Annotated in this window: 18 protein-coding genes; 9 read left to right on the forward strand and 9 right to left on the reverse strand. The window is 71.7% G+C overall.

What is annotated here, in order from left to right:
- Positions 1-177 precede the first annotated feature (177 nt).
- Complete coding sequence (locus ABT130_RS06630) at positions 178-3,564, reverse strand: P-loop NTPase fold protein (RefSeq protein ID WP_350953461.1); 3,387 nt, start codon at positions 3,562-3,564, stop codon at positions 178-180.
- A gap of 199 nt (positions 3,565-3,763) precedes the next feature.
- Between ABT130_RS06630 and ABT130_RS06635 the strand changes: the two genes are divergently transcribed.
- Positions 3,764-4,894 carry an alkaline phosphatase PhoX gene (locus tag ABT130_RS06635; RefSeq protein ID WP_350953463.1) on the forward strand — a complete coding sequence of 377 codons (1,131 nt, stop codon included), beginning with the start codon at positions 3,764-3,766 and terminating at the stop codon, positions 4,892-4,894.
- Here the strand turns inward: ABT130_RS06635 and ABT130_RS06640 are convergent.
- The 5 genes from ABT130_RS06640 to ABT130_RS06660 all read right to left on the reverse strand — a co-directional run bounded on the left by ABT130_RS06640 (position 4,872) and on the right by ABT130_RS06660 (position 9,816).
- Positions 4,872-5,777 carry an ABC transporter ATP-binding protein gene (locus ABT130_RS06640; protein ID WP_350953465.1) on the reverse strand — a complete coding sequence of 302 codons (906 nt, stop codon included), beginning with the start codon at positions 5,775-5,777 and terminating at the stop codon, positions 4,872-4,874. The genes ABT130_RS06635 and ABT130_RS06640 overlap by 23 nt on opposite strands.
- A complete protein-coding gene (locus ABT130_RS06645) occupies positions 5,758-6,792 on the reverse strand; it encodes a taurine ABC transporter substrate-binding protein (protein WP_350953467.1) in 1,035 nt (344 codons plus the stop codon). The genes ABT130_RS06640 and ABT130_RS06645 overlap by 20 nt, the downstream gene beginning before the upstream one ends.
- Positions 6,793-6,803: 11 nt before the next feature.
- On the reverse strand, positions 6,804-7,607 hold the full coding sequence (locus ABT130_RS06650; RefSeq protein WP_350924357.1) for an ABC transporter permease: 804 nt from the start codon (positions 7,605-7,607) through the stop codon (positions 6,804-6,806).
- Positions 7,604-8,686 carry an LLM class flavin-dependent oxidoreductase gene (locus tag ABT130_RS06655; protein ID WP_350953469.1) on the reverse strand — a complete coding sequence of 361 codons (1,083 nt, stop codon included), beginning with the start codon at positions 8,684-8,686 and terminating at the stop codon, positions 7,604-7,606. Before ABT130_RS06655 ends, ABT130_RS06650 begins: the two co-directional genes overlap by 4 nt.
- A gap of 227 nt (positions 8,687-8,913) precedes the next feature.
- The gene (locus tag ABT130_RS06660) at positions 8,914-9,816 is read right to left on the reverse strand and encodes a bifunctional helix-turn-helix transcriptional regulator/GNAT family N-acetyltransferase (RefSeq protein WP_350953471.1); all 903 of its coding nucleotides are present in this window, start codon (positions 9,814-9,816) and stop codon (positions 8,914-8,916) included.
- Between the two features lie 161 nt (positions 9,817-9,977).
- On the opposite strand from ABT130_RS06660, the gene ABT130_RS06665 reads away from it, so the two are divergent.
- Together ABT130_RS06665 and ABT130_RS06670 are read left to right on the forward strand one after the other, a co-directional pair.
- Positions 9,978-10,925 carry a lactonase family protein gene (locus tag ABT130_RS06665; protein ID WP_350953473.1) on the forward strand — a complete coding sequence of 316 codons (948 nt, stop codon included), beginning with the start codon at positions 9,978-9,980 and terminating at the stop codon, positions 10,923-10,925.
- Between the two features lie 313 nt (positions 10,926-11,238).
- On the forward strand, positions 11,239-12,264 hold the full coding sequence (locus ABT130_RS06670; RefSeq protein WP_350924365.1) for a 6-phosphofructokinase: 1,026 nt from the start codon (positions 11,239-11,241) through the stop codon (positions 12,262-12,264).
- Between the two features lie 154 nt (positions 12,265-12,418).
- On the opposite strand, the gene ABT130_RS06675 is transcribed toward ABT130_RS06670, so the two are convergent.
- Positions 12,419-13,276, reverse strand: a complete 858-nt coding sequence (locus ABT130_RS06675) for an MHYT domain-containing protein (RefSeq protein ID WP_350953475.1) — start codon at positions 13,274-13,276, stop codon at positions 12,419-12,421.
- A 77-nt stretch (positions 13,277-13,353) separates the two neighbouring features.
- Between ABT130_RS06675 and macS the strand changes: the two genes are divergently transcribed.
- The 3 genes from macS (at position 13,354) to thiI (ending at position 16,517) form a co-directional block, all read left to right on the forward strand.
- A complete protein-coding gene (macS, locus tag ABT130_RS06680) occupies positions 13,354-14,463 on the forward strand; it encodes a MacS family sensor histidine kinase (protein WP_350953477.1) in 1,110 nt (369 codons plus the stop codon).
- Between the two features lie 105 nt (positions 14,464-14,568).
- Positions 14,569-15,198, forward strand: coding sequence for a response regulator (locus ABT130_RS06685; RefSeq protein WP_350924574.1), 630 nt, complete (start codon positions 14,569-14,571; stop codon positions 15,196-15,198).
- 116 nt (positions 15,199-15,314) lie between these two features.
- Entirely contained in the window at positions 15,315-16,517 is a 1,203-nt protein-coding gene (thiI, locus tag ABT130_RS06690) for a tRNA uracil 4-sulfurtransferase ThiI (RefSeq protein WP_350924371.1), read from the forward strand.
- 61 nt (positions 16,518-16,578) lie between these two features.
- Here the strand turns inward: thiI and aroF are convergent, their stop codons facing one another.
- Positions 16,579-17,616 (reverse strand): 3-deoxy-7-phosphoheptulonate synthase, encoded by a 1,038-nt coding sequence (aroF, locus tag ABT130_RS06695; protein WP_350924373.1) that lies wholly within the window; start codon positions 17,614-17,616, stop codon positions 16,579-16,581.
- Positions 17,617-17,958: 342 nt separating this feature from the next.
- On the opposite strand from aroF, the gene ABT130_RS06700 reads away from it, so the two are divergent.
- From ABT130_RS06700 to ABT130_RS06710, 3 genes are all read left to right on the forward strand, one after another.
- Positions 17,959-18,579: a molybdopterin-dependent oxidoreductase gene (locus tag ABT130_RS06700; protein WP_350924375.1), complete on the forward strand. Its 621-nt coding sequence runs from the start codon at positions 17,959-17,961 to the stop codon at positions 18,577-18,579.
- Between the two features lie 59 nt (positions 18,580-18,638).
- The gene (locus ABT130_RS06705; RefSeq protein WP_350924377.1) at positions 18,639-19,829 is read left to right on the forward strand and encodes a histidine kinase; all 1,191 of its coding nucleotides are present in this window, start codon (positions 18,639-18,641) and stop codon (positions 19,827-19,829) included.
- Between the two features lie 66 nt (positions 19,830-19,895).
- Entirely contained in the window at positions 19,896-20,687 is a 792-nt protein-coding gene (locus ABT130_RS06710; protein WP_350924379.1) for a LytR/AlgR family response regulator transcription factor, read from the forward strand.
- A gap of 571 nt (positions 20,688-21,258) precedes the next feature.
- Here the strand turns inward: ABT130_RS06710 and ABT130_RS06715 are convergent.
- On the reverse strand, positions 21,259-22,107 hold the full coding sequence (locus tag ABT130_RS06715; protein WP_350924381.1) for a deoxyribonuclease IV: 849 nt from the start codon (positions 22,105-22,107) through the stop codon (positions 21,259-21,261).
- Positions 22,108-22,294: the final 187 nt, after the last annotated feature.

Genomic DNA, 22,294 nt, shown 5'->3' on the forward strand with positions numbered 1-22,294 from the left:
TTCCGGGCCGCCTTCTTCTTTCTCGCCATCACCCACCGCCCCTCGCCGGACGCGGCAGAGCGGCCCGGATCGGCTACGCCCGCAACGCTAGGTAGGTCGGCCGCCGCCCATCGCCAACATCATCAGACCGTTATAAGTCCTGACGAACATCATGAATTCTCATCGGATATTCGGCGCTCAAAGGAGATAGCGGGCCAGATCGGCGATGGGGTGGGGGCGGGAGAGCAGGTCGCGGAGGGACTCCAGGTGGGGGGAGTCGTGGCTGGTGAGGCCGGTCTCGTGGACGATCCGCTCCCAGGCCGGATCGTCGCTCGCGGCGGCCTCCAGACGGCGCAGGATGCTCACCCCGTCGATCTCCCTGGCCAGCAGGGTCAGCAGGTGCGGCCACTGGACGGCCAGCGCGGCGAGCTTGGCGACCTCGCCGTCCGAGGCGGGAGCCGCCCCGGCGAGGGCGCGGCGGTAGGTCAGGAACGAGTAGAAGCGGAAGACGTTCACGTACCGCTTGATCTCGCGCGGGTTGAAGAAGGTCAGCGCGGGGAGCACGAACTCGATCGCCAGATAGGCGTTCTCGTCGCTGTAGAGGTCGTCGAAGACCCGGTCGGCGGCCTCGCGGGTCGCCGCGCACAGGCCGCCGACGGCGTCCGAGCACTCGATGCCCAGGGCGTCCTGGGCCAGCCGCGCCGCCTCGTCGAGCGTCGTCGTGGTCGGGCGCAGTGCCCAGATGGCGTCCTGCAACCGGCTCACCTGGACCGGGTCCGGCGGCTCGGCCGCCCACGGGCCCGATGCGAGCGAGCCGTCCTGCGGTGTGTGCGATCCCGTTACGTCCGTCAGCGGGGACGGTCCCAGCGCCTCCACCGGCGCCCACAGTTCCAGTCTCCGCGCGCCCGCCGGTGGTACGGATGTACGCCGCCCCTGCACGGCCGCTCCCGACCGCGTGGCGGTGCCGGACGAGCCCGGCGTGGCCGCGTCGTGCGGGAAGGGCCGTGCGGGAGGCAGGGGACCGCGCGAACGCGGTCCGGCCGGATCCGGGGGCGGGTCGAGCCGTTCCAGGGCGGCTGGGGGACCCGCCGGACGCGGTCCGGCCGGATTCGGTGTTCCTATGGCGCCCGGGTCACCCGGTCGTACGGTCTCCAGGCCGGGGAGAACGTCCGCGGGCCGGACGGTGTCGGCGACGCCGAGCAGTGCCCGTACGAAGGCGGGCAGCCGGTCGGCGTCGTCCAGCAGCGGCACGCTCAGCGGTAGCTGCACGATCTTCTCCAGGAACCGCCAGCCCAGGCCGGACCGCCCGCCGGTGGGCAGCGTCCCGGCCAGTTCCGGGTAGGCGGCCTCGACGTGCGCGACGACCACCTCCGGCTCCATGGCCAGCACGAACACGCAGTTGGGGAACTCGCCGGCGAGGAACAGGTTGATCGCCTCGATGACCTGCGCCACCGTTCCGGACGAGCAGCGGTCCAGGTCGTCCACGAACACCACCAGCGGGCGCTCCTCGGTGGCGACCAGGTCGAGGACCTGCCGCATGTCGGTCTGCACCAGGTGCAGGAAGCCGGTCTTGGACCGGTATCCGGGGGTGGTCGCGCCCTCGCCGCCCGCCCCGTCGGCCGCACCCGGGCCGAGCAGGTCGGGCTGCGTGACCAGGCCGCGGAACGCGTTGTCCGCCGACTCCCCGAAGAACCGGGCCAGCCGCAGTGCGCCCGCCCCCACCACGGCCGCCGCGCCCGCCGAGCCGACGGCCGCCGCGGCGTTCCCCAGCAGGGAGCCGAAGGCGGGCAGCAGCGCGGCGGCGGCCAGCAGCGCCCCGGTGAGGACGAGGGTGGCGACCAGGCCGAGGGCCACCGGCGCCAGGCGGGTCAGCGCCAGGTGGTAGGCGCGGCTGCGGACCGCCTCCCGGTCGATCCTGGACAGATTCAGCTCCAGCCAGAACCGCTCCCGCTCGGCGCGGGGCAGCCGCCGGGTGACCTGACTGATGATCTCGTGTGCCAGTCCGGCCCAGACCTGCTCACCGTTCTGGTACATCCACGGGTTGAACCAGACCGTGGGCCGCCAGTCCGCCCGCCGCAGGGGGAGCGGGTCCGGCTCCGCCCACCCGGCGCTCCCCCTGGGGCGCCGGCCGGTCCTGGCCAGCACCTCGGCGTTGGTCAGCGCCCGCTCCGCGCGGGAGCCGGGCAGGTGGATCGGGGCGGGATCGTCCCCGGCGGCCCCGGGGTCCAGCAGGTCCTGGATCATCCGCATCAGGGAGGTCTTGCCGGTGCCCCACGGCCCCTTGACGCCGATCGTCAGCGGGGGCCGGGTCTCGGGGTGGCGGACGAACGCGGCGATGGCCTCGGCGTAGACCCGGTGCCCGAGCTGGTCCTCGGTGGTCCACCGGTCGGCGGTGAGCCTGGCCCGGGGCCGTACCGTACGGAGCCCGGCCCGGCGGCGGCGGAGCAGCGCCGAGGTCTGCGCCCGCTCGGCCGCCGAGAGCCGCGAGTGGCCGAATCTCCGCACGTCCGGATGGACGAACGTGGTCGTCTCGCCCAGCAGGCCCCACTGCCTGAGCTCGGCGGCGTCGCCGAGGATCTCGTCGATCGGCTCGCCCTCGTCGAGCAGGGCGGCCCTGCGCAGCAGTTCCCTGGCCGGCTCGCTCAGGTGGAGTTCGTAGACCCGCCGGACGATCTCGATCCCGCAGCTGGGCGGGGCGTGATCGCCGAGCCGCGCCAGGGCGCGGGTGAAGGCGGCGTGCGGGGCGGCGGCGTCCCTCGCCGGGGTCAAGGCGACACCGGCGACGGCTCCGTAGGCGATCAGGATGGGGGTGCGGGCGGCCGAGACCGCCGTGTAGCGGGCGAGCGCGTAGGCGTGCAGGTCCCCGACGCTGATCGTCCCGTCCCCGTCGAGGTCGGCGGCCCGCGTCATCAGGCCCTCCGCGATGACGTCGGTCAGCGTGCGCACCGGGCCGGGCACCGTCTCGTCGAGCCTCAGCGTGAGGGTCAGCGCCGCCGCCGCCACCCTCGGCTCCCCGGCCACGGCGAGCTGCCTGACCGGTTCGGCGGAGCCGTCGAGGGCGCTCCAGCCGAAGTCCACGATCAGCAGCACGGCGGCCGCCAGCGACTCGCCGACCTGCCGCCCGAACGTGCCGATCATCGATCCCAGCTGTCCCGAGGTCCAGCCGCCGTCGGCGGGCAGCCGGATCAGCAGCAGGTCCCCCTCCCGCGCCGAGCGCAGCAGGTTCCACACCCGCTCACCGTCCGCGTCCGCCCCGCCGCTGGTCTCGGCGTCGACGGTGAACCCCTCGGCGCGCAGCGCGCTCGCCAGCCGCGCGTCCGGCCGCCCGGTACCCGGCCCCGCGGCGTGCGGCCCGGTGGTGTGCGGCCCGGTGGTGGAGGTGCCGGGGGGCGGTGTCGTGGCCCGGTCGTGTGGCCGGGCCGGGTGCGGGACAGGGGCCTGGAGCGGATCGGGGGCCGAGGGCGGAGCGGGAGCCCGGGGCGGGAGCGTGTCCGGCGGGGAGTCGAGGAAGACGAGAGCTCGGCGGGTGCCCACCCGGGGCGTGGTCTCGAAGACTGGATTCGCGAACGCGAGTCCCTCGCTCAACGGTCCTCCCGATCCGACAACGGTGAAGATTCCACTGTGGACGCGTCCGGCGGGACAGATGGCGATCTTGGTGATAGACCGACCTGGTTTGGCGGATGTTTGTCCTTCGGTTCGCGCAAAGTTTGCGCTCAAGGAGTCTCGGCGTTCATGTGAGTTCGATCGGCTTGCGGCGTACCGTGAGGGACGACGAGGAGGGGCCATGCTTCGCCGCACGTTTGTACGTACCGGAGGTCTGACCGCCGGTGCGGTTCTCGCGGGCTCGCTCTGGCAGGGGGTCGCGGGTGCCGTCGCCCCGAGCTTCGAGAGCCCCTACGGTCCGCTTGGCGAGCCCGACGCCAACGGGGTCGCGCTGCCCGAGGGGTTCACCAGCCGGATCGTCGCCCGTACCGGCCGCCGGGTCGGCGGGCTGCTCTGGCACCCGGCGCCGGACGGCGGCGCGTGCTTCCCCGACGGCGACGGCTGGATCTACGTGTCCAACTCGGAGATCCCGCTGCTCGGCGGGGCGTCGGCCATCAGGTTCGGGCCGGACGGAGCCGTCGTCGGCGCCTACCGCATCCTGTCGGGCACCAACCTCAACTGCGCGGGTGGCCGCACCCCGTGGAACTCCTGGCTGTCGTGCGAGGAGATCTTCCGCGGCCGGGTCTTCGAGTGCGACCCCTACGGCTCGCGGGCCGCGATGCCGCGCCTCGCCATGGGCCGGTTCAAGCACGAGGCCGCGGCCTGCGACCCGGAGCGGCGGGTGGTCTACCTGACCGAGGACGAGCCCGACGGCTGCTTCTACCGGTTCCGGCCGGTCTACTGGGGTGACCTGACCTCGGGCACCCTGGAGGTGCTCTGCGCCTCCGACTCGGGCGCGGTGACCTGGCGGCGCGTGCCCGATCCCGGCGCGCTGCTGAAGGCCACCCGCGACCAGGTCGCCGGCGCCACCCGCTTCTCGGGCGGGGAGGGCTGCCACTACGCGGACGGTGTGTGCTTCTTCACCACCAAGGGTGACAACCGGGTGTGGGCCTACGACACGGAGCACGAGCACCTGAGTGTCGTCTACGACGCCGACGCCCCGCTGAACGGCGTCGACAACATCACCGGAACCCCGTCCGGGGACCTCTACGTCGCCGAGGACGGCGGTGACATGGAGATCAACCTGATCACTCCCGAGCGGGTCGTCACCCCCGTCCTGCGGATCGCGGGCCACTCCAAGTCGGAGATCACCGGACCCGCCTTCTCACCGGGCGGCGACCGCCTCTACTTCTCCTCACAGCGCGGCGCCCGCGGTGACGCCGCCGGTACCGACGGCGTCACCTACGAGGTCACCGGGCCCTTCCGCCGCTGACCGACGCGGCCTGTCTGACCACCTCGGTCAGCTCCTCACGCAACTCGGCGAAGAGCGGGTCGGTGCGAGGGTGCTCCCCGTACGGCACGGCCGAGGCGCGGTCGGAGACCACCCGGCCGGGCCTGCCGCTCAGCGCGAGCACCCGGGTGCCGAGATAGACGGCCTCGTCCACGCTGTGGGTGATGAAGACCACGGTCGTGCCGGCCCGCCGCCACAGCTCGCGGACCTCCTCCTGCATGCGCTCCCTGGTGAAGGCGTCCAGGGCGGCGAACGGCTCGTCCATCAGCAGCAGCGCGGGGTCCGGGGCGAGCGCGCGGGCGATCGCCGCGCGCTGCTGCATGCCTCCCGACAGCTCATATGGCCTGGCCCTGGCGACGTCGGCCAGGCCGGTCAGCTCCAGCAGTTCGGCCACCCGCTCGCGCCGCGCCGCCCTGGGCAGGCCGCGCAGCCCGAAGCCGACGTTTCCGGCGACTGACAGCCAGGGGAAGAGCCGGTGCTGCTGGAACACGAAGCCTCTGGTGGGGGCGGGCCCCGACACCGTCGCGCCGGAGGCGGTGATGGTTCCCGCCGAGGGTGCGGTGAAGCCCGCCACCAGCCGGAGCAGCGTGCTCTTGCCGCACCCCGACGGGCCCGCGATCGTCACGAACTCCCCGGCGGTGATCTCCAGGTCGATCGGCCCCAGCGCGTCGACGATCCCGGCGCGTCCCCGGTAGGAGTGCGACACCCCGGTGAGGGCGAGCGCGGTGTCCCGCGCCGCCCCCGGATCGGCCGCCGGGGCGGTCTTTCCGTCGTTGGCGGGAGCACTCTCGTGCGCGGTGCCGTTCGAGGTGGCCGGGTCCGCTCCGGGGGCGGTGGTGCCGGCGTCAGCTTCCGGCGAAGGCATCCGCGAGCTCCTGCGTGGCCAGGCCCTTCTGGAAGACCGCCGGATCGGGGACGGCGTCGATCTTCTGCTGGCCCTTGAGGAACTCGGCCGCGCTGTGCAGGTTCTCGGCGAGCTTGCCGGGAGCGTCCGGGGTGCCGAGATAGTCGGCGGAGCGCTGCTCGCTCGCGTCGAGGAGCACGAGCTGGCCGAGCTGGCGCGCGGCCTCGGCCGGGTCGAGGTTGAGCTGGCGGCCGATGGCCGCGGCGGCGGCGCCGGTGTCGCTCCTGGCCAGCTTGACCGCGCGGTCCTGCTGCTGGAGCCAGACGCTCAGCGCCTTCGGGTACTTCTTCGCGAAGTCGTCGCTCACCACCGCGAGGTCGGCGGTGAGCCTGCCCCGCTGGGCCAGCTCCCGGCTGGTGACCAGCGTCGTGCCGCCGTTCTTCTGCAGCTCGGCCAGGGTGGGCGTCCAGACGTAGGCGGCGTCGATGTCGCCGCGCTGCCAGGCGGCCTGGATGTCCGGCGGCTCCATGTCGAGGATCTTCACGTCGGACTCGGAGAGGCCGGCCTCGGTGAGTGCGGCGAGCAGGCTGTAGTGGGTGGTCGAGGCGAAGGGGGCGGCGACCCGCTTGCCCGCGAGGCCCTTGACGTCGGTCACCCCGCCCCGGGCGACGAGCGCCTCGTTGTCCCCGATCACGTCGAAGATCCACGGCACCCGGTACGGGATGTTGAGCGGCGCGGACAGGCCGCGGGTGACCGGGCTGCTGCCCGCCAGCCCGATGTCGAGCGAGCCGGCGATCATGGCGGTGTTCACGTCGCCGCCCGAGTCGAATTTGCTCCAGGTGATCTTGGTGTTCGGCAGCGCCTTCTCCAGCCACTGCTGGTCCTTGACGATCAGGTCGCCGTTGGGAATGAGCTGGTAGCCGATGCGCAGGGTCGCGGGGGAGCCGTCGGCGGCGGGCTTGGCCTCCTCCGTACCGGACCCGCAGGCGGCCAGGGCGAGGGCGGCGGCTGTCAGGGCGAGGGCTATGCGTTTCATGGGGGTCTTTCCTAGGTACGGCCGCGCCAGGGAACCAGGCGGCGGTCCAGCGTTTGCAGAAGGAAGTCGATGAGCAGACCTGACAGGCCGATGACGATGATGCCGAGCACGACCACGTCCGTCTGGTTGTAGCGCTGGGCGTCACGGACCATGCCGCCGATGCCGGGCACCCCGTTCACGGTCTCGGCGGCGACCACCGTGGTGTAGGCGACGCCCACGGCCACCCGCACCCCCGTGATGATCTCGGGCAGCGCGCTCGGCAGCACCACGCGGAGCGGCAGCTCGTGCCGGCGGGCGCCGAGCGAGCGGGCCGCGTTCAGATAGTCCTCGTGCACCCCGCGTACCGCGTCGGCGGTGGCCACCGCGACCGGCGGGAGCGCGGCCAGCAGCAGGAGCCAGATCTTGGGCTCCTCGTCGATGCCGAACCAGATCACCAGCAGGCTGAGGTAGGCCAGCGGCGGCAGGGTGCGGACGAACGTGACCAGGGGGCCGAGCAGCGCGCGCAGCGTGGGGACCATGCCGATCAGCAGCCCCAGCACGATGCCGCCACTCACCCCGTACAGGCAGCCGAGTCCGATCCGGCGCAGGCTGGTGAGCAGGTGTTCCTGCAGGGTGTGGCCGCTCACGCCGTCGGCGGTGGTGCGCAGGAACTGGTCCCAGACCGCGACCGGCTCCGGTACGAAGACCGGTGGCCAGATCTCGGCCATGGCCACGGCCTGCCAGATCGCGACCAGCGCGACGATCGCTCCGGCCCGCAGCGCCAGGGCTCGCCAGAGGGTACGGCCGGCGCCCGGCTCGGTTCCGAGGACGCTCACGCGACGAGCGCGGGGGCCGCCAGCCGGGGAAGGACGAAGTCGCCCACCCGCCAGGCCTCCTCCAGGTGCGGCCAGCCGGACAGCACGAACTCCGACAGGCCCAGCCCGGCGTATTCGCGGAGGCGTTCGGCCACCTCCGCGTAGCTGCCGACCAGCGCGGTACCGGCGCCCTCGCGGACCAGGCCGACCCCGGCCCAGAGGTTGGGGGAGATCTCCAGGGATTCGGCGGAGCCGCCGTGCAGGTCGGCCATCCGGCGCTGTCCCACCGAGTCCATCCGGGCGAATCGCGCCTGGGCGGCGGCGATCCTGCCGGGGTCCATGCCCGAAAGCAGCCGCCTGGCGTATGCCCAGGCCTCGTCGGCGGTGTCGCGGGCGATGACGTGGAGCCGGATGCCGTACCGGAGCTCGCGACCCGCCTCGGCGGCGAGCTTCCGCATCCGGGCGACCCGCTCGGCGATCATCGCCGGGGGCTCGCCCCACATCAGGTGGACGTCCGCCCCGGTGGCGGCCACCCGCTCGGCGGCGGGGGAGGCTCCGCCGAAGTAGATGTCGGGGGTGTCGAGCAGCGGCGTGGCCAGTCCGCCGCCCGACACCCGGTAGTGGGTGCCCCGGTGGTCGAACGGCTCGCCGGCCCAGGTGCGCCTGAGCACCTCGATGAACTCGCCGGTCCGTTCGTAGCGGGCGTCGTGGTCGAGGAAGTCGCCGTAGGCGCGCTGCTCCTGCGGGTCACCGCCGGTGACCACGTTGAGCAGCAGCCGCCCTCCGCTGATCTGCTGGAAGGTCTGCGCCTGCTGGGCGAGGAGCGTCGGCAGGGTGAAGCCGGGCCGGAAGGCCACCAGCAGCCTGAGCCGCTCGGTCCGCGCCGCGACCGCGCTGCACGCCACCAGCGGGTCGGGGCAGCCCGCTCCGACCGGGGTCAGCGCCGCCTCGAAACCCGCGGACTCCGCGGCCCGGGCCACCTGGGACAGGTAGTCGAGCGTCGCGGGCCGGTCCGCGGCGGCACCCGCCGCGACGGTGGTCGTGGCGGGCCTGACGTGGTGGCCGTCGCCGGTGGTCGGCAGGAACCAGTGCAAGCGCATCTTCGCCTCATACAGAGCTCATCCGGAACGGGCTGGTGCCCCCGATATTAATCACATAATACCTATCTAGAAAGAGGGAATTTAGGCCGCGCCCCCTCCGGGGTGCGGCGACCGGAAGCCGGGGCGGCCCGGAGGGGGCGCCGGGGGCGCCGAGGGTGGCGGGCGGCCGCCGGTCAGTCGCCGGGGGAACGGGCCGGCTCCGCCGCGAAGAAGACGAAGAAGAAGGGTCAGAGGTCGCGGACCCAGATCTCGTCGACGATGTCGCCGTGCTGTTCCTTCTCGACGAGCTCGAAGCCCGCCGCCCGGTAGATGCGCCTGGCGCCCAGCAGCACGTCCCTGGTCCACAGCCTCATCCGCCGGTAGCCCGCGGCCCTGGCGAAGCGCACACACTCCGCCACGAGCAGGCTGCCGATGCCCATGCCCCGCACGGACGGCTCGACCAGCAGCAACCGCAACTGGGCCGTCTCGTCGTCCTTGCGCACGCAGAAGACGCAGCCGGCCCGCTCGCCGTCCACCTCGGCGATCCAGCCCGCCTCGCGCGCCGGGTCGTGGTGGTCCACGTAGTCGGCCGCGACCCTGGCCACCAGCGCCTCGAAGTCCATGCCCCAGCCCTGCTCGGAGCTGTAGAGCGTGCCGTGCCGGTGGATCACCCAGCCGAGGTCGCCCGGACGCAGCGGACGCAGGACGTAAGGAGAGCCCGTCCTCGGCTCCGCGCCGAGGATCTCCTCGATGACCGCCATGCTCGCGACCAGCCGCCCGCGGTCCTCGTCGGTCACCCCGGCCAGCAGTTCGCGCACCTCTTCGGCCGCGCGCCCGTCGAAGAGCGCGAACCTGGTCCGGCCCTCGTCGGTCAGCTCGACCACCTGCCGCCGCGCGTCGGTGGCGGACCGCTCCCGGACGACCAGTCCGTCGCCCTCGAACCCGGCGAGCATCCGGCTGAGGTATCCGGCGTCGAGCCCGAGCAGCCGCCGCAGGTCGCCGGTCTCCATGCGGTCCGCCCGGTCCAGCTCGAACAGCACCCTCATCTCGGTGAGCGAGTAGGGAGTGTCCAGGATGCCCTGGTGGAGCACGCCGATGAGCCGGGTGTAGAAGCGGTTGAAGGCCCGGACCTCCGCCACGTGTCTCTCCATGCTTGACAGCATCAACGAATTCATTGACCAGGTCAACGAAATGATGAGAGATCTTTGCGGGCGGGTAACTGTGAGATCACCGGCTAACTGCGCTAACTTCGCATTTTGCCTTGGAACGGACGATGAGCTGGGGCGGCGCGTGCCGTGCCCATGGCGGGAGCATGATGGCTGAGGTCGCGTACATCGGTGGGTACACCCCGGACACCGAAGGGTCCGGGCCGGGGATCACCCTGGTGGAGCTGGGAAGTCTCGCCCGGCTCGGCGAGACGCCCGCCTCCGGGCCGTCGTTCCTCGCCGTTCACCCCGTCCTCCCGGTCCTGTACGCGGTGGGGGAGAGCGAGCGCGGTACGGTCGGCGTCTTCGCCCGCGCCGGCGACGGCACGCTGAGCCCGCTCGCGCAGCGGCCCAGCGAGGGGTCGGCCCCCTGCCACCTGGCGGTGGACCCCACCGGCACGCGCCTGGCGGTGGCCAACTACGGCGACGGCACCCTCAGCGTGCACGGCATCGACGGATCCGGCCTGCTGACCGACACGTGGATCTTCCCCTACCGCGAGGGGGCCCACGCCCACCAGGCGGTCTTCGGCCCCGACGACGTGCTGTACGTGAGCGACCTGGGGGCCGACGAGATCCGTCGCTACCTGGTCGGCGACGAGGTGATCCCGCACCCGGAAGGACCGGTCAGGCTCGCCCCCGGCATGGGCCCCCGGCACATGGCCATGGCGGGCGGCCACTGGTACGTGGCGGGAGAGCTGGACGGCACCGTGCGCGCCTACGACGCCGAATGGCGCGAGATCCACGTCGCCCCGGCCAGCGGGAGCGGGGGGCGGAACCAGCCCTCACACCTGGAGGCCCGCGGCGGGCTCGTCTACGTCGCCAACCGGGGTCCCGACACGATCTCGGTCTTCGCCGGCCCCGAGTTGGAGCCGGTCGCGGAGGTCGCCTGCGGCGGCGCCTGGCCGAGGCACTTCGCCATCGCCGACGGCCGCATGTACGTGGCCAACCAGCATTCGGACACCGTCGCCGTGCTCCCGCTGAAGGACGGCGTCCCGCGGCCCGCGGGGGAGGTCTTCGCCGTCGGCACCCCGTCCTGCGTGCTGCCGCTGCCCTGAGCCGCCGGTGAGAAGGGGGGCGATGGTTCCGGGTGGGTATGACCTATGAGGTGGCCGGGGATTCCCGAGCCCGGAATCCCGCAGGTGACGTACGCGACCCGTTCGGCACCGGACCTCGGGTCCGGTGGAGGCGCCCATGTGTCGCTTCTCCGTCGATCGTGGGAGGCGACATATGAGGACTAGTTCTATTTGGTCTAGACCACTGGCGCATCTGACGGCAGAATGCGTTTCGTCGGTGGCGGAAATCCGTCGCCGATCGGCCCATGCCCTTTAGTCTGATCATCTTGGCTCGGACTCATAACCGGAGGATGTCATGCGTATCGGAGTGCTCACCGGGGGCGGCGACTGCCCCGGCCTGAACGCCGTTATCCGCGCTGTCGTGCGTAAGGGAGTGGGCGTCCACGGGCATGAGTTCGTCGGGTTCCGCGACGGCTGGCGGGGTCCTCTCGAGGGCGACACCATGCCGTTGGACATCGAGGCCGTACGCGGCATCCTGCCGCGCGGCGGGACGATCCTGGGCTCGTCGCGGACCAACCCGATCAAGATCGATGGCGGCGTTGAGAAGATCAAGGAGAACCTCGCGAAGGGCGGGGTCGACGCGCTGATCGCGATCGGCGGCGAGGACACCCTCGGTGTGGCCAAGCAGCTCTTCGACAAGGGGGTGAAGGTCGTCGGCGTGCCCAAGACGATCGACAACGACCTCAACGCCACCGACTACACCTTCGGCTTCGACACGGCGGTCAACATCGCCGTCGAGGCGATCGACCGCCTGCACACCACCGCCGAGTCCCACCACCGCGCGCTGATCTGCGAGGTCATGGGCCGCCACGCGGGCTGGATCGCCCTGCACGCCGGCATGGCGGGCGGTGCCAACGTCATCCTCATCCCGGAGAAGCCCTTCGACATCGACCGGGTCTGCGCCTACGTCGAGTCCCGCTTCAAGACGAAGTACGCGCCGATAATCGTGGTCGCGGAGGGCGCGCACCCGGTTGAGGGCCAGATGACGCTGCAGGCGGGCGAGCTCGACGCCTTCGGTCACGTGAGGCTCGGCGGCATCGGCGAGAACCTCGCCAGCGAGATCGAGAAGCGCACCGGCAAGGAGGCCCGTACCACGGTGCTCGGCCACATCCAGCGCGGTGGCACCCCCACGGCCTTCGACCGGGTGCTGGCCACCAGGTTCGGCCTGCAGGCCATCGACGCGGTGCAGGACGGCGACTTCGGCAAGATGGTCGCCCTCCAGGGCACCGAGATCGTGCGGGTGGGTCTCGACGAGGCCACCAAGGAGTTGAAGACCGTGCCGGCCAGCCGCTACGAGGAGGCCGAGGTCTTCTTCGGCTGAGACGTCACCGCGGCCCCTCGCGGAGAGTGGCCGTTTGCAAGCGTTCTGCAAGCGTCCGGTCCTAGCCTCCTGACTGGGCGGCCGGCCGCCTGCGATTCCCCTCCATGTACGGCTTGCGCCCTGACCAAGCGGCCCAGCGGGCGCAGGCCGTACATCATCGCTCTCGGGAGTCGAACAAAGACGGGCCCTTCGGTGTCTGAGCGGCGGGCGGGGTGACCGGCTCGTGCAGCCGGGCCTCGGCGCGGCGGTTCTCCAGCCTGGCCAGCAGGGTGGCGTCGTGGTCCAGCTCCGGCTGCGACGGCGACAGGATGACGGTGAGCAGCAGGCCGACGGTCAGCAGGCCCAGCACGGTCAGCGTGGGCAGCATGAAGTCGATGCCCTTGGCCCCTCCGAGCGGTGCGGGTGAGAGCCGGGGGTGCACCTCGAGCGCGAACATGCCGGTGTAGTGCATGCCGCAGACCGCCAGGGCCATGATCATCGCGGCGCCGCCGATGGCCGGCACGCCGCTGATCCGCAGGCTGAACCAGAGCGCCACGATGGACGCGGCGATCGCGATCGCGACCGAGACCCCGACCAGCACCGGATCGTAGGAGAGGTGGGCCGGCATTCTCATCGCGAACATGCCGATGTAGTGCATGCCCGCCACGCCGAGACCGGTGAGCACGCCGCCGGAGACCAGCGGCACGAACCTCTCGCCCTGGTAGGAGACCAGGAACAGGCCCGCGCCCACGACGACGACGGCCAGGGCCGCCGAGCCGATCGTCAGCGGCACGTCGTAGCGGATCTGGCCGCCGCCGACGGAGAAGCCCATCATGGCGACGAAGTGCATGACCCAGATACCGGTGCCGCCGATGGACAGTGCCCCGCCCACCAGCCAGCGGACCCGTGCCGCCCCCGCCGCCTCGCGGGCTCTGGCGGTGAGCAGGAGGCCGAGCATGCATCCGACGCTCGACATGACATAGGCCAGCACGGGGGTGAGCAGGCCGTAAGAAAAGTGATCTACGTGGGACATGTTCCAGTTTTTCGTGAGAAAGAAATCGGTGGATTATTGCAGTACGCCGCTTTCTTGTTGAGAGGTAGGGCCGGCGTGTGACGGGAATCGAGGGGCCGTTCTGGCGGGCGGTCGCGGTGTTCCGCGTCGCATCCCTTGGGTACGCGGCGGTTCTGCTCATCCGTGCCGGGGGGTACGCCCACCCGGCGATCGGCTGGCTGGTGATCGGCGTCATGGCGCTGTGGACCGCGGGGACGATCTTCGCCTACTCCGTCGAGGAGCTCCGCGGCTGGCCGCTGCTCGCCGCCGACATGCTCGTGACCGTGGGCTGCCTGCTCGCCACCCCGGCGGTGCAGGGCGCCTACCAGGAGGGCAGCCTGCCGATCACCGGCACCTGGATGGGCGGCGCGGTGCTCGCCTGGGGCGTGTACGGCGGGCGGCGGCTGGGGGCCGTGGCCGCGTTGATCGTCTCGCTGGCCGACCTGTGGCTGCACGGTGTCCCCGGAGGCGGCTTCGAGACGCTGCCGATCAACGGCACCGTCCTGCTCTTCCTCGCCGGGACCGTCGTCGGGCACGTCGCCCGGCTGGCCAAGAAGGCCGAGGAGCGCATGGAGCAGGCGATCGAACTGGAGGTCGCGGGGCGGGAGCGGGAGCGGCTCGCCCGGGGAATCCACGACTCGGTGCTCCAGGTGCTCGCGCTGGTTCAGCGGCGCGGGCAGGAGATCGGCGGCGAGGCGGCCGAGCTGGGCAGGCTCGCGGGCGAGCAGGAGGCCGCCCTGCGCGAGTTGGTCAGGCTCAGGCCAGAGGCACCCGCCGCGGGCACCGCGGACCTGTGCGCCCTGTTGCACAGGTACGGCTCGGCCACGGTCACCGTCTCGGCCCCGGCGACCCCGTTGATCCTGCCCGCGGCCACCGCGGCGGAGATGGCCGCCGCGGTCGGGGCCGCCCTGGACAACGTCGCCCGCCACTGCGGGGCGCGGGCGCCCGCGTGGGTCTTCGCCGAGAGCGATGACGGGCTGGTCACCGTGACCGTCAGGGACGAGGGGCCGGGTATGGCACCCGGACGCCTGGAGGAGGCCGCCGCCGACGGGCGGCTCGGCGTCGCGCAGTCCATCCGGGGCCGTGTCGCGGACCTTGGCGGCACGGTCAGTGTGATCTCCGCTCCCGGCCGGGGCACCGAGATCGAGATGTCGGTGCCGGCCGGCTAGACCGCCTCTCGCGGCCGCCACGGTGGGCGGGCCGGGCTGTCCGGACGCTGTGCAGCAGGACGGGCACCTCCGCAGGAACGGGCCTAAGGTAGGCCAATGCGCGTGATGGTGGTGGACGACCACCCGATGTGGAGGGACGGGGTGGCCAGGGACCTGGCCGAGGCCGGATACGAGGTGGTGGCCGCGGTCGGGGAGGGGCGGCAGGCGGTCCGGGTGGCCGCGGCGGTCCGGCCCGAGCTGGTGGTGCTGGACCTGCGGCTGCCCGACCTGCCGGGGGTCGAGGTGGCCAGGAGGCTGGCCACCTCGGAGCCGCCGCCCAGGGTGCTGGTGCTGTCGGCCAGCGGCGAGCAGGAGGACGTGCTGGAGGCCATCAAGGCGGGAGCCTCCGGGTATCTCCTGAAATCCGCGAGCAAGGAGGAGTTCCTCGACGCGGTCCGGCGCACCGCGGGGGGCGACGCGGTTTTCACCCCCGGGCTGGCCGGGCTCGTGCTGGGGGAGTATCGGAGGCTGGCGGCCAGGCCCGCGCCCGAGGCGACGCCCCGCCTGACCGAGCGGGAGACCGAGGTGCTCCGCCTGGTCGCCAAGGGGTTGTCCTACAAGCAGATCGCCGAGCGTCTCGTGCTCTCCCACCGGACCGTGCAGAACCACGTCCAGAACACGCTGAACAAGCTTCAGCTCCACAATCGGGTGGAACTGGCCCGCTACGCCATCGAGCAGGGCCTCGACGAGTCGTAGTCCCGACTAAAGTAACAAGGTCGAGAGGTTGTCTTTGCGCGAACGCGCGAGAGACTTGACGAAGCCCTACCACGAAACCCTGCATATCCCCTCGAAGCTCCACCGGAGGTTGCACCATGACCATGTCCGCCTTGGGCGAGCCCTGCGTTCTGCTCAAACTGGGCGAGGTCGTCCTCAAGGGCAACAACCGTGAGCTCTTCGAGCGGAGGTTGCAGGCCAACATCAAGGCCGCGCTGAAGGATGTCGGCGTCAAGGTCGACGTCCGGCAGCGCCACGGCGTCATCGCGCTCTTCCTGCCGGACGGCACCGAGGTCGAGGTCGCGGACACGGTCGCCGAGCGCGTCTCGTACGTCCCCGGGCTGGTCTGGATCCACCGTGCCTGGCGGGTGGCCAAGGATCCCTCGGCGATCACCAAGGCCGCCATCGAGCTGCTGGCCGACCGCGACGACGTCAGGCGCGGCGTCTCCTTCGCGGTCCGCTCCCGCCGCCGCGACAAGCGCTTCCCGCTCACCTCGATGCAGCTGGACCGCTCGGTCGGCGGCGAGCTCAACGACATCTACGGACTGCCGGTCGACCTGAAACGTCCCGAGCTGGTGGTCTCCATCGAGGTCGACCGCGACGAGGCGTTCGTCTTCACCGGCGGGCTGCCGGGCCAGGGCGGGCTGCCGGTCGGCACCAGCGGCCGGGGCCTGGTCCTGATGTCCGGTGGCATCGACTCCCCGGTGGCCGCCTACCGGATGATGCGCCGCGGCCTGCGCGTCGACTTCCTGCACTTCTCCGGCATCCCTTTCACCACCTCCGAGTCCATCTACAAGGCGTACGCGCTGGTCAGGGCACTCGACAGGTTCCAGGGCGGGTCCCGGCTGTGGGTCGTCCCCTTCGGCAAGGCCCAGCAGTCCATCAAGGCCTCCGGCCAGGACCGCCTGGCGGTGATCACCCAGCGCCGTCTGATGCTGAAGACCGGTGAGGAGGTCGCCCGCCGCCTGCGTGCCGGTGCCCTGGTCACCGGCGACTCCCTGGGCCAGGTCTCCTCGCAGACCCTGCAGAACATCACCGCCCAGGACGACGCGGTCGACATGCCGATCCTGCGCCCGCTCATCGGCCTGGACAAGACCGAGATCATGGCCGAGGCCCGCCGCATCGGAACCCTGGCGATCTCCGAACTGCCGGACGAGGACTGCTGCTCGCTGCTGGCCCCCCGCCGCGCCGAGACCGCCGCGAAGGTCGCCGACCTGAAGAAGATCGAGCGTCGTCTGGACGCCGAGGAGCTCGCCGTCCAGCTCGCCGGGTCCCTGCAGGAGTACCGGCTCGACGCCTGAGATCGGATCCCCCGGCCCCGGGGGCGCACCCGGGACCGGGGGGCCGTGGCGAGCGGATGGGTCAGGCGGGGGCCAGGGCGTCGACGGCCGCGACCTTGCCCAGCAGCGGCGGGAACCGCTCCATCACCCGGGCCAGCTCGCCCAGGTCGCCGTCGACCAGCGCCTGGGGGCCGTCGCAGAGGGCCTGGTCGGGGCGCGGGTGGACATCGATGATCACGCCGTCGGCGCCGGCCGCGATGGCGGCGCGGGTGAGCGGCAGGACCAGGTCGCGGTGGCCGCCGGAGTGGGACGGGTCGACGATGACCGGCAGGTGCGACAGCCGCTGGGCGAGCGGCACCGCGGAGACGTCCAGGGTGTTGCGGGTGGCGGTCTCGAAGGTGCGGATGCCGCGCTCGCACAGCACGATGTCGAGGTTGCCGCGCTGGGCGATGTACTCGGCGGCCATCAGCCACTCCTCGATGGTGGCGCTCATCCCGCGCTTGAGCATCACCGGCTTGCCCGCGGCGCCGACGGCCTGGAGCAGCGCGAAGTTCTGCGCGTTGCGGGTGCCGACCTGGAGCATGTCGGCGTAGGAGGCCACCAGTTCCACGTCGGCCGCGTCGACGACCTCGGTGACGACCGGAAGCCCGGTCTGCTCGCGCACGTCGGCGAGGATGCGCAGGCCGGCCTCGCCGAGCCCCTGGAAGGCGTACGGGGAGGTACGGGGCTTGTAGGCGCCGCCGCGCAGCAGGGTGGCCCCGGCGGCAGCGGCCATCCGGGCGGCCTGAAGGGTCTGTTCGGGGGTCTCCACCGCGCACGGGCCGGCGATCAGGGTGACCGTGCCGGGACCGATCGGCACACCGCCGACGCGGACCGTGGACCGCTCGGGGTGGTTGTCGCGGCTCACCAGCTTGTACGGCGCGCTCACCCGCATCACGTCGGCCACCCCGGTCATGCCTCGCAGGTCGAGGGTGGTGAACTGGGCGACATCGCCGACCAGGCCGATGATCGTACGGCTCACGCCCCGGCTGACGAACGCCTCGCCGCCCGCCGTGCCGATGACCTCCACGATCGCCTCGACGTCCTGCTCCGTGGCGCCGGGTCCCATGACGATGACCATGTCTCTCCCTCTTCGACGGCTCCGGCCGGTCCGACCGGCTCCGAGGTCTGTGGTGTGTTCGATGAAGACCGGGAAAAGCAGAAGGCCCCGAGTCCGAAACCGGACCCGGGGCCTTCTGTTCGCCAGGCTGTCAGCGCAGCATCTGGTGGCGAACGGTCCGACTCACGGGTCCGTCGCCATAAAAAAACCAGAACGCTGTACGCATAGTGGGAAATGATAGCGCACGGTCAGAGCGCCCCTGCCCCGCCAGGCGAGAGAACGTTATTCGGTAGCCGCCGGGGCGCCGGGAAGTCCGCGATGGCAGGATTACCACGTGCCATAGGGGAAACGGCGGAGGGAGTGATGGTGGAGCAGTCCGAACCTTCGTGGGAGGAGCCTCGCCTGCCTCCGGGCCAGTACGTCCCCCGGGGCCGACCGGTGATCCACTACGGCCGGGTGCCCCGGTTCCGCCCGGAGACCTGGCAACTGCACGTCATGGGGGCGACGGCCTCGGGTGAGCAGCACCGTTTCACCTGGCCCGAGTTCTCCGCGCTGCCGCGCACCACGGTGGTGGCCGACTTCCACTGCGTCACCAAGTTCTCGATCATGGGTAACGAGTGGGGCGGGGTGTCCGCGGCGACGCTGATGGAGGTCGCCCCGCCCGCGCCCGGTGTGAAGCACGTGATGATCTGGGGCGAGTACGGCTACAGCGCCAACGTGCGGATAGGCGACTTCGACCGCTCACAGACGATGCTCGCGCTGGAGCTGGACGAGAAGCCCATCGCCCTGGAACGCGGGTTCCCGGTGCGGATGGTCGTCCCGCACCTGTACGCGTGGAAGAGCGTCAAGTGGGTGCGCGCCGTGGAGTACCTGCTGGAGGACAGGCGCGGCTTCTGGGAGGAGCGCGGCTATCACAACATCGCCGACCCCTGGCGCGAGCAGCGCTACTCCTATCAGGAGGAAGCGGGCGAAGGTCCGCCCTGATCGGTCCGTGATCGGCGTTCGCCCCCGATCTCCGGGGTGGGTTGACTACGGTTTTCCGCATGTCGACCACGGGCTGGGTGCTGCTCTGCGCCTTCAGCGCCCTTCTCGGACTCGTCCTTCCCCGCCCGCGCCGGCGGCCCCCGGACCGGCAGGGCGGTCCGACGGACGAGGCCACCTTCCTGACACTGCACATCGCGGCGATGGCGGCTCCCTCGCTGCGGTCCGGGCTCACCCACGAGTCCGCCCGTAAGGCGGTCCGCCACCTGCGTACCCTGCTGGGCACCAGCGCCGTCGCGGTCGCCGACAGCGGCGGCCTGCTCGCCTGGGACGGCGCGGCGGGCTGCCACCGCGACCACGCGCCCGAGCACGCCAGGACCGTACTGGCCTCGGCGCGCCCGCACGTGGTGACCGGGGACGAACCGGCTTGCGACACACCGGGCTGTGCCACCGGGGGCGGGGTCGTCGTACCGCTCACCGTCGACGGGCGGGTGGTCGGGACGCTCGCCGCGTATGACGCCGTGGTGAGCGTGGTACTGGTGCGGACCGTCACCGAGGTCGCCAGGTGGGTCTCGGGGCAGCTGGAGCTGGCAGAGGTCGACTCCTCGCGGCGGCGGACGATGGAGGCGGAGATGCGGGCGCTGCGCGCCCAGATGTCTCCGCACTTCGTCTACAACGCGCTGACCACCATCGCCTCGTTCGTCCGCACCGACCCCGAGCGGGCGCGGGAGCTGCTGGTGGAGTTCGCCGACTTCAACCGGTACGCGCTGCGCCGGGCACGCGACTTCACCACCCTCGCCGAGGAACTGCACTGCGTGGACCGCTACCTGCTCCTGGAACGTGCCAGGTTCGGCGACCGGCTCCGTTTCACCCTCAGGGTCGCGCCGGAGGTGCTGTCGGTCTCCGTCCCGTTCCTCTGCCTGCAGCCGCTGGTGGAGAACGCGGTCAAGCACGGCGTGGCCGCCGCGGGGCGTCGTGGAGAGGTGCGGGTGGTGGTCAGTGACGCCGGAGCCGAGGCTCACATCAGCGTGCAGGACGACGGCCTGGGCATGCCCCCCGAGCGGGCCAGGGGGCTCCTCGACGGCTCCGCGCCGCCGGGAGAGGAGGGCGGGATCGGGCTGGCGGGCGTCGACGTGCGCTTCCGCCAGATCTACGGCGAGGACTACGGCCTGGTCGTGGAGAGCGCCCCGGACGCGGGCACGACGGTGCGGCTCCGCGTTCCCAAGCTCCACCCCGCCAATAGCCATTTGTAGTCAAACCATTACCTGAAGTTGCCATGAGGCTTGCGGCGGGTGTGGTTCAGAGGGCAGCGTGGGGTCATGTTGCGAGTCCTGGCCGTTGACGACGAGGTCCCCGCCCTTGAGGAGATCGCCTATCTCCTCCGCCAGGACCCCCGTATCGAGCACGTCTCCACGGCCGCGGGCGGGGTCACCGCGCTCCAGGACATGGTCCAGATGATCGGCGCGGGCGAGCGGCTGGACGGGGTGTTCCTCGACATCCGGATGCCGGGCCTGGACGGCCTCGACCTGGCCAGGCTCATCGCGGGGTTTCCCAACCCGCCGCGGCTGGTCTTCGTCACCGCCCACGAGGAGTGCGCGGTGCAGGCCTTCGAGCTGGAGGCGGTCGACTACCTGCTCAAGCCGGTCAGGGCCGACCGGCTGGCCGAGGCGGTACGGCGCCTGGAGTCCATGATTCCGGCTGCGGCCGACCCCGTGCTGGAGGACGTCATCCCGGTCGAGCTCGCGGGGCGGACGCGGTTCGTGCCCCAGCAGGCCGTCTGGTTCGCCGAGGCGCAGGGCGACTACGTCCGGCTCCACACCGACGAGGGCAGCTACCTGGTCCGCATGTCGCTGGCCGCCCTGGAGCGGCGCTGGGCGGGGTCGGGGTTCATCCGGGTGCACCGCAGCACGCTGGTCTCGGTGCGGCACGTGAGCGAGCTGCGCTTCGACGGCGGCAGGGTGATGCTCCGGGTGGGCAACGAGACGCTTCCGGTCAGCCGCCGGCACGCCCGCGAGGTCCGCGAACGGCTGGTCCGCCAGTTCCGTGACCGCCCGGCCGTCCCCGGTGTGGTCCGGGCCAGGCCCCTGCCCTCCGCGGCCGCCCTGCGGTAGCCGCGGCACGCTCTCTGTGGGCCCTCGCGCGGTGATTCGCGTCCGTGCGGGCTTCCGCTGCCGTGCCACGGTCGCCGTCCCCTTGGCGTCTCTCCGCGCGCCGACCGGCCCCGCGCCTTCCGTGTGCCGTTCCACGGCCGTACGGCCCATCGGCGTTTCCCCGGCACGGGCGGGTCCCAGGGGTCCCACGAGCCCCCGATCGACCGTTCGTCGCCCGCCGTGAGCCGTTCGTCGCGCCGGAGCTCTCCGCACATCGACAACTACTGACCGTTAATCGCGCTGGCGGGAAAGCGCCGCTCGCTCGTCTGGACGCGCCTCTAGTGTTCCCTCATCGGAGAGCGAGACCCGCCGGATCAGGGGGGACAGGGCCGTAAGGCTCGCACAGGACCTGATGCGCGGACACGGGGTGACCGCCGGCATCCGGCCACCGGGTCCTTGACCGGAAGGGGGAGGGGTCGCCGCTCTCCGATACGACGGGACGCCCGCGTTAGCCAGCGGGCCGGACCGTGATCCGGCCACACGGGGGCGGCCGGATCACGAGGACGGGCGTCCCGTCCGACCTTCCGGCAGGTCAGGAACTCACCCGGTCGCGGAGCTTCTTGAGCGCCTCGATGTCCTCGCGGTGCTTCTCGGCGCCGCCCGGTGTCTCGATGCAGAACGGCACCCCGGCCATCACGGGATGGCTCAGCATGTCGGCGAAGGGCTCGGCGCCGATGTGGCCGGAGCCGATGTTCTCGTGCCGGTCCTTCCTGGAGTCGCACACGTCCTTGGAATCGTTGGCGTGGACCAGCTTGAGCCGTCCGGGGGCGATCGCGTGCAGGGCCTCCAGAGTCTCGTTGACGCCCTCGGAGGTCGACAGGTCGTGCCCGGCGGCGAAGGCGTGGCAGGTGTCGAAGCAGACCCCCGCCTTGGGGTGCCAGTCGAGGGCCGCCAGGTAGGGCTCCAGGTCCTGGACCGTCGCGCAGAGCACCGCGCCCTGCCCGGCCATCGGCTCCAGCAGCAGGTCGGGCCCGTCGTCGGGGATCTCGTCCAGGAGCGGCAGGAGATGTTCACGCAGCTGGCGCAGCGCCTCGTCGCGGGACTGGCTCACCGCCGACCCCGTGTGGACGACCACTCCCTTCGCGCCGATCGCGTGGCCGCGCAGCAGGTTGTGCCGCACGGTGGCCACCGACTTCTCCAGCGTCTCCGCGCTGGGCGAGCCCATGTTGACCAGGTAGGGCGCGTGCACGAAGGAGAGCACGCCCGACTCGAGGAGCTTGGCGTCCTGGGCGGGGTCACCCACGGCGAGCGCCCAGCCGCGAGGGTTGGTGACGAACACCTGGATCATCTCGGCACCGATGTCGGAGGCGTAGCGCAGCCCGCCCTTGGCGAGACCGCCGGTGACGGAGACGTGTCCGCCGATGGAGGAGAGAGAAGTCATGGTGACCTCAGTTTAGGCGGCGCCCTCGGCGCTTCACAGCCGACAGGCCGCCCACCTGACCTGCCCTCCCCGCACTCTGGGGCGAGGTGACCGGTGAGGGGCGCCGGCGGTGCGCTCAGCCGCGTCTCCCAAGGGGAACCGAGCGCCGGGTACCAGCAGGTTTGGAGTATGTTGCGGAAATCTGCGG

It is taken from the genome of Streptosporangium sp. NPDC001681 (genome assembly GCF_040298085.1).
Taxonomy (GTDB): domain Bacteria; phylum Actinomycetota; class Actinomycetes; order Streptosporangiales; family Streptosporangiaceae; genus Streptosporangium.

Bases quoted from the DNA above. Each gene is read 5' to 3' on its own strand.
- ABT130_RS06700 (WP_350924375.1), top strand. From the start codon at position 17,959: ATGGTGGAGCAGTCCGAACCTTCGTGGGAGGAGCCTCGCCTGCCTCCG.
- ABT130_RS06665 (WP_350953473.1), top strand. From the start codon at position 9,978: ATGATGGCTGAGGTCGCGTACATCGGTGGGTACACCCCGGACACCGAA.
- ABT130_RS06715 (WP_350924381.1), bottom strand. From the start codon at position 22,107: ATGACTTCTCTCTCCTCCATCGGCGGACACGTCTCCGTCACCGGCGGT.
- ABT130_RS06675 (WP_350953475.1), bottom strand. From the start codon at position 13,276: ATGTCCCACGTAGATCACTTTTCTTACGGCCTGCTCACCCCCGTGCTG.
- thiI (WP_350924371.1), top strand. From the start codon at position 15,315: ATGACCATGTCCGCCTTGGGCGAGCCCTGCGTTCTGCTCAAACTGGGC.
- ABT130_RS06660 (WP_350953471.1), bottom strand. From the start codon at position 9,816: ATGGAGAGACACGTGGCGGAGGTCCGGGCCTTCAACCGCTTCTACACC.
- ABT130_RS06670 (WP_350924365.1), top strand. From the start codon at position 11,239: ATGCGTATCGGAGTGCTCACCGGGGGCGGCGACTGCCCCGGCCTGAAC.
- ABT130_RS06635 (WP_350953463.1), top strand. From the start codon at position 3,764: ATGCTTCGCCGCACGTTTGTACGTACCGGAGGTCTGACCGCCGGTGCG.
- ABT130_RS06705 (WP_350924377.1), top strand. From the start codon at position 18,639: ATGTCGACCACGGGCTGGGTGCTGCTCTGCGCCTTCAGCGCCCTTCTC.
- ABT130_RS06640 (WP_350953465.1), bottom strand. From the start codon at position 5,777: ATGCCTTCGCCGGAAGCTGACGCCGGCACCACCGCCCCCGGAGCGGAC.
- aroF (WP_350924373.1), bottom strand. From the start codon at position 17,616: ATGGTCATCGTCATGGGACCCGGCGCCACGGAGCAGGACGTCGAGGCG.
- ABT130_RS06710 (WP_350924379.1), top strand. From the start codon at position 19,896: ATGTTGCGAGTCCTGGCCGTTGACGACGAGGTCCCCGCCCTTGAGGAG.
- ABT130_RS06645 (WP_350953467.1), bottom strand. From the start codon at position 6,792: ATGAAACGCATAGCCCTCGCCCTGACAGCCGCCGCCCTCGCCCTGGCC.
- ABT130_RS06655 (WP_350953469.1), bottom strand. From the start codon at position 8,686: ATGCGCTTGCACTGGTTCCTGCCGACCACCGGCGACGGCCACCACGTC.
- ABT130_RS06685 (WP_350924574.1), top strand. From the start codon at position 14,569: ATGGTGGTGGACGACCACCCGATGTGGAGGGACGGGGTGGCCAGGGAC.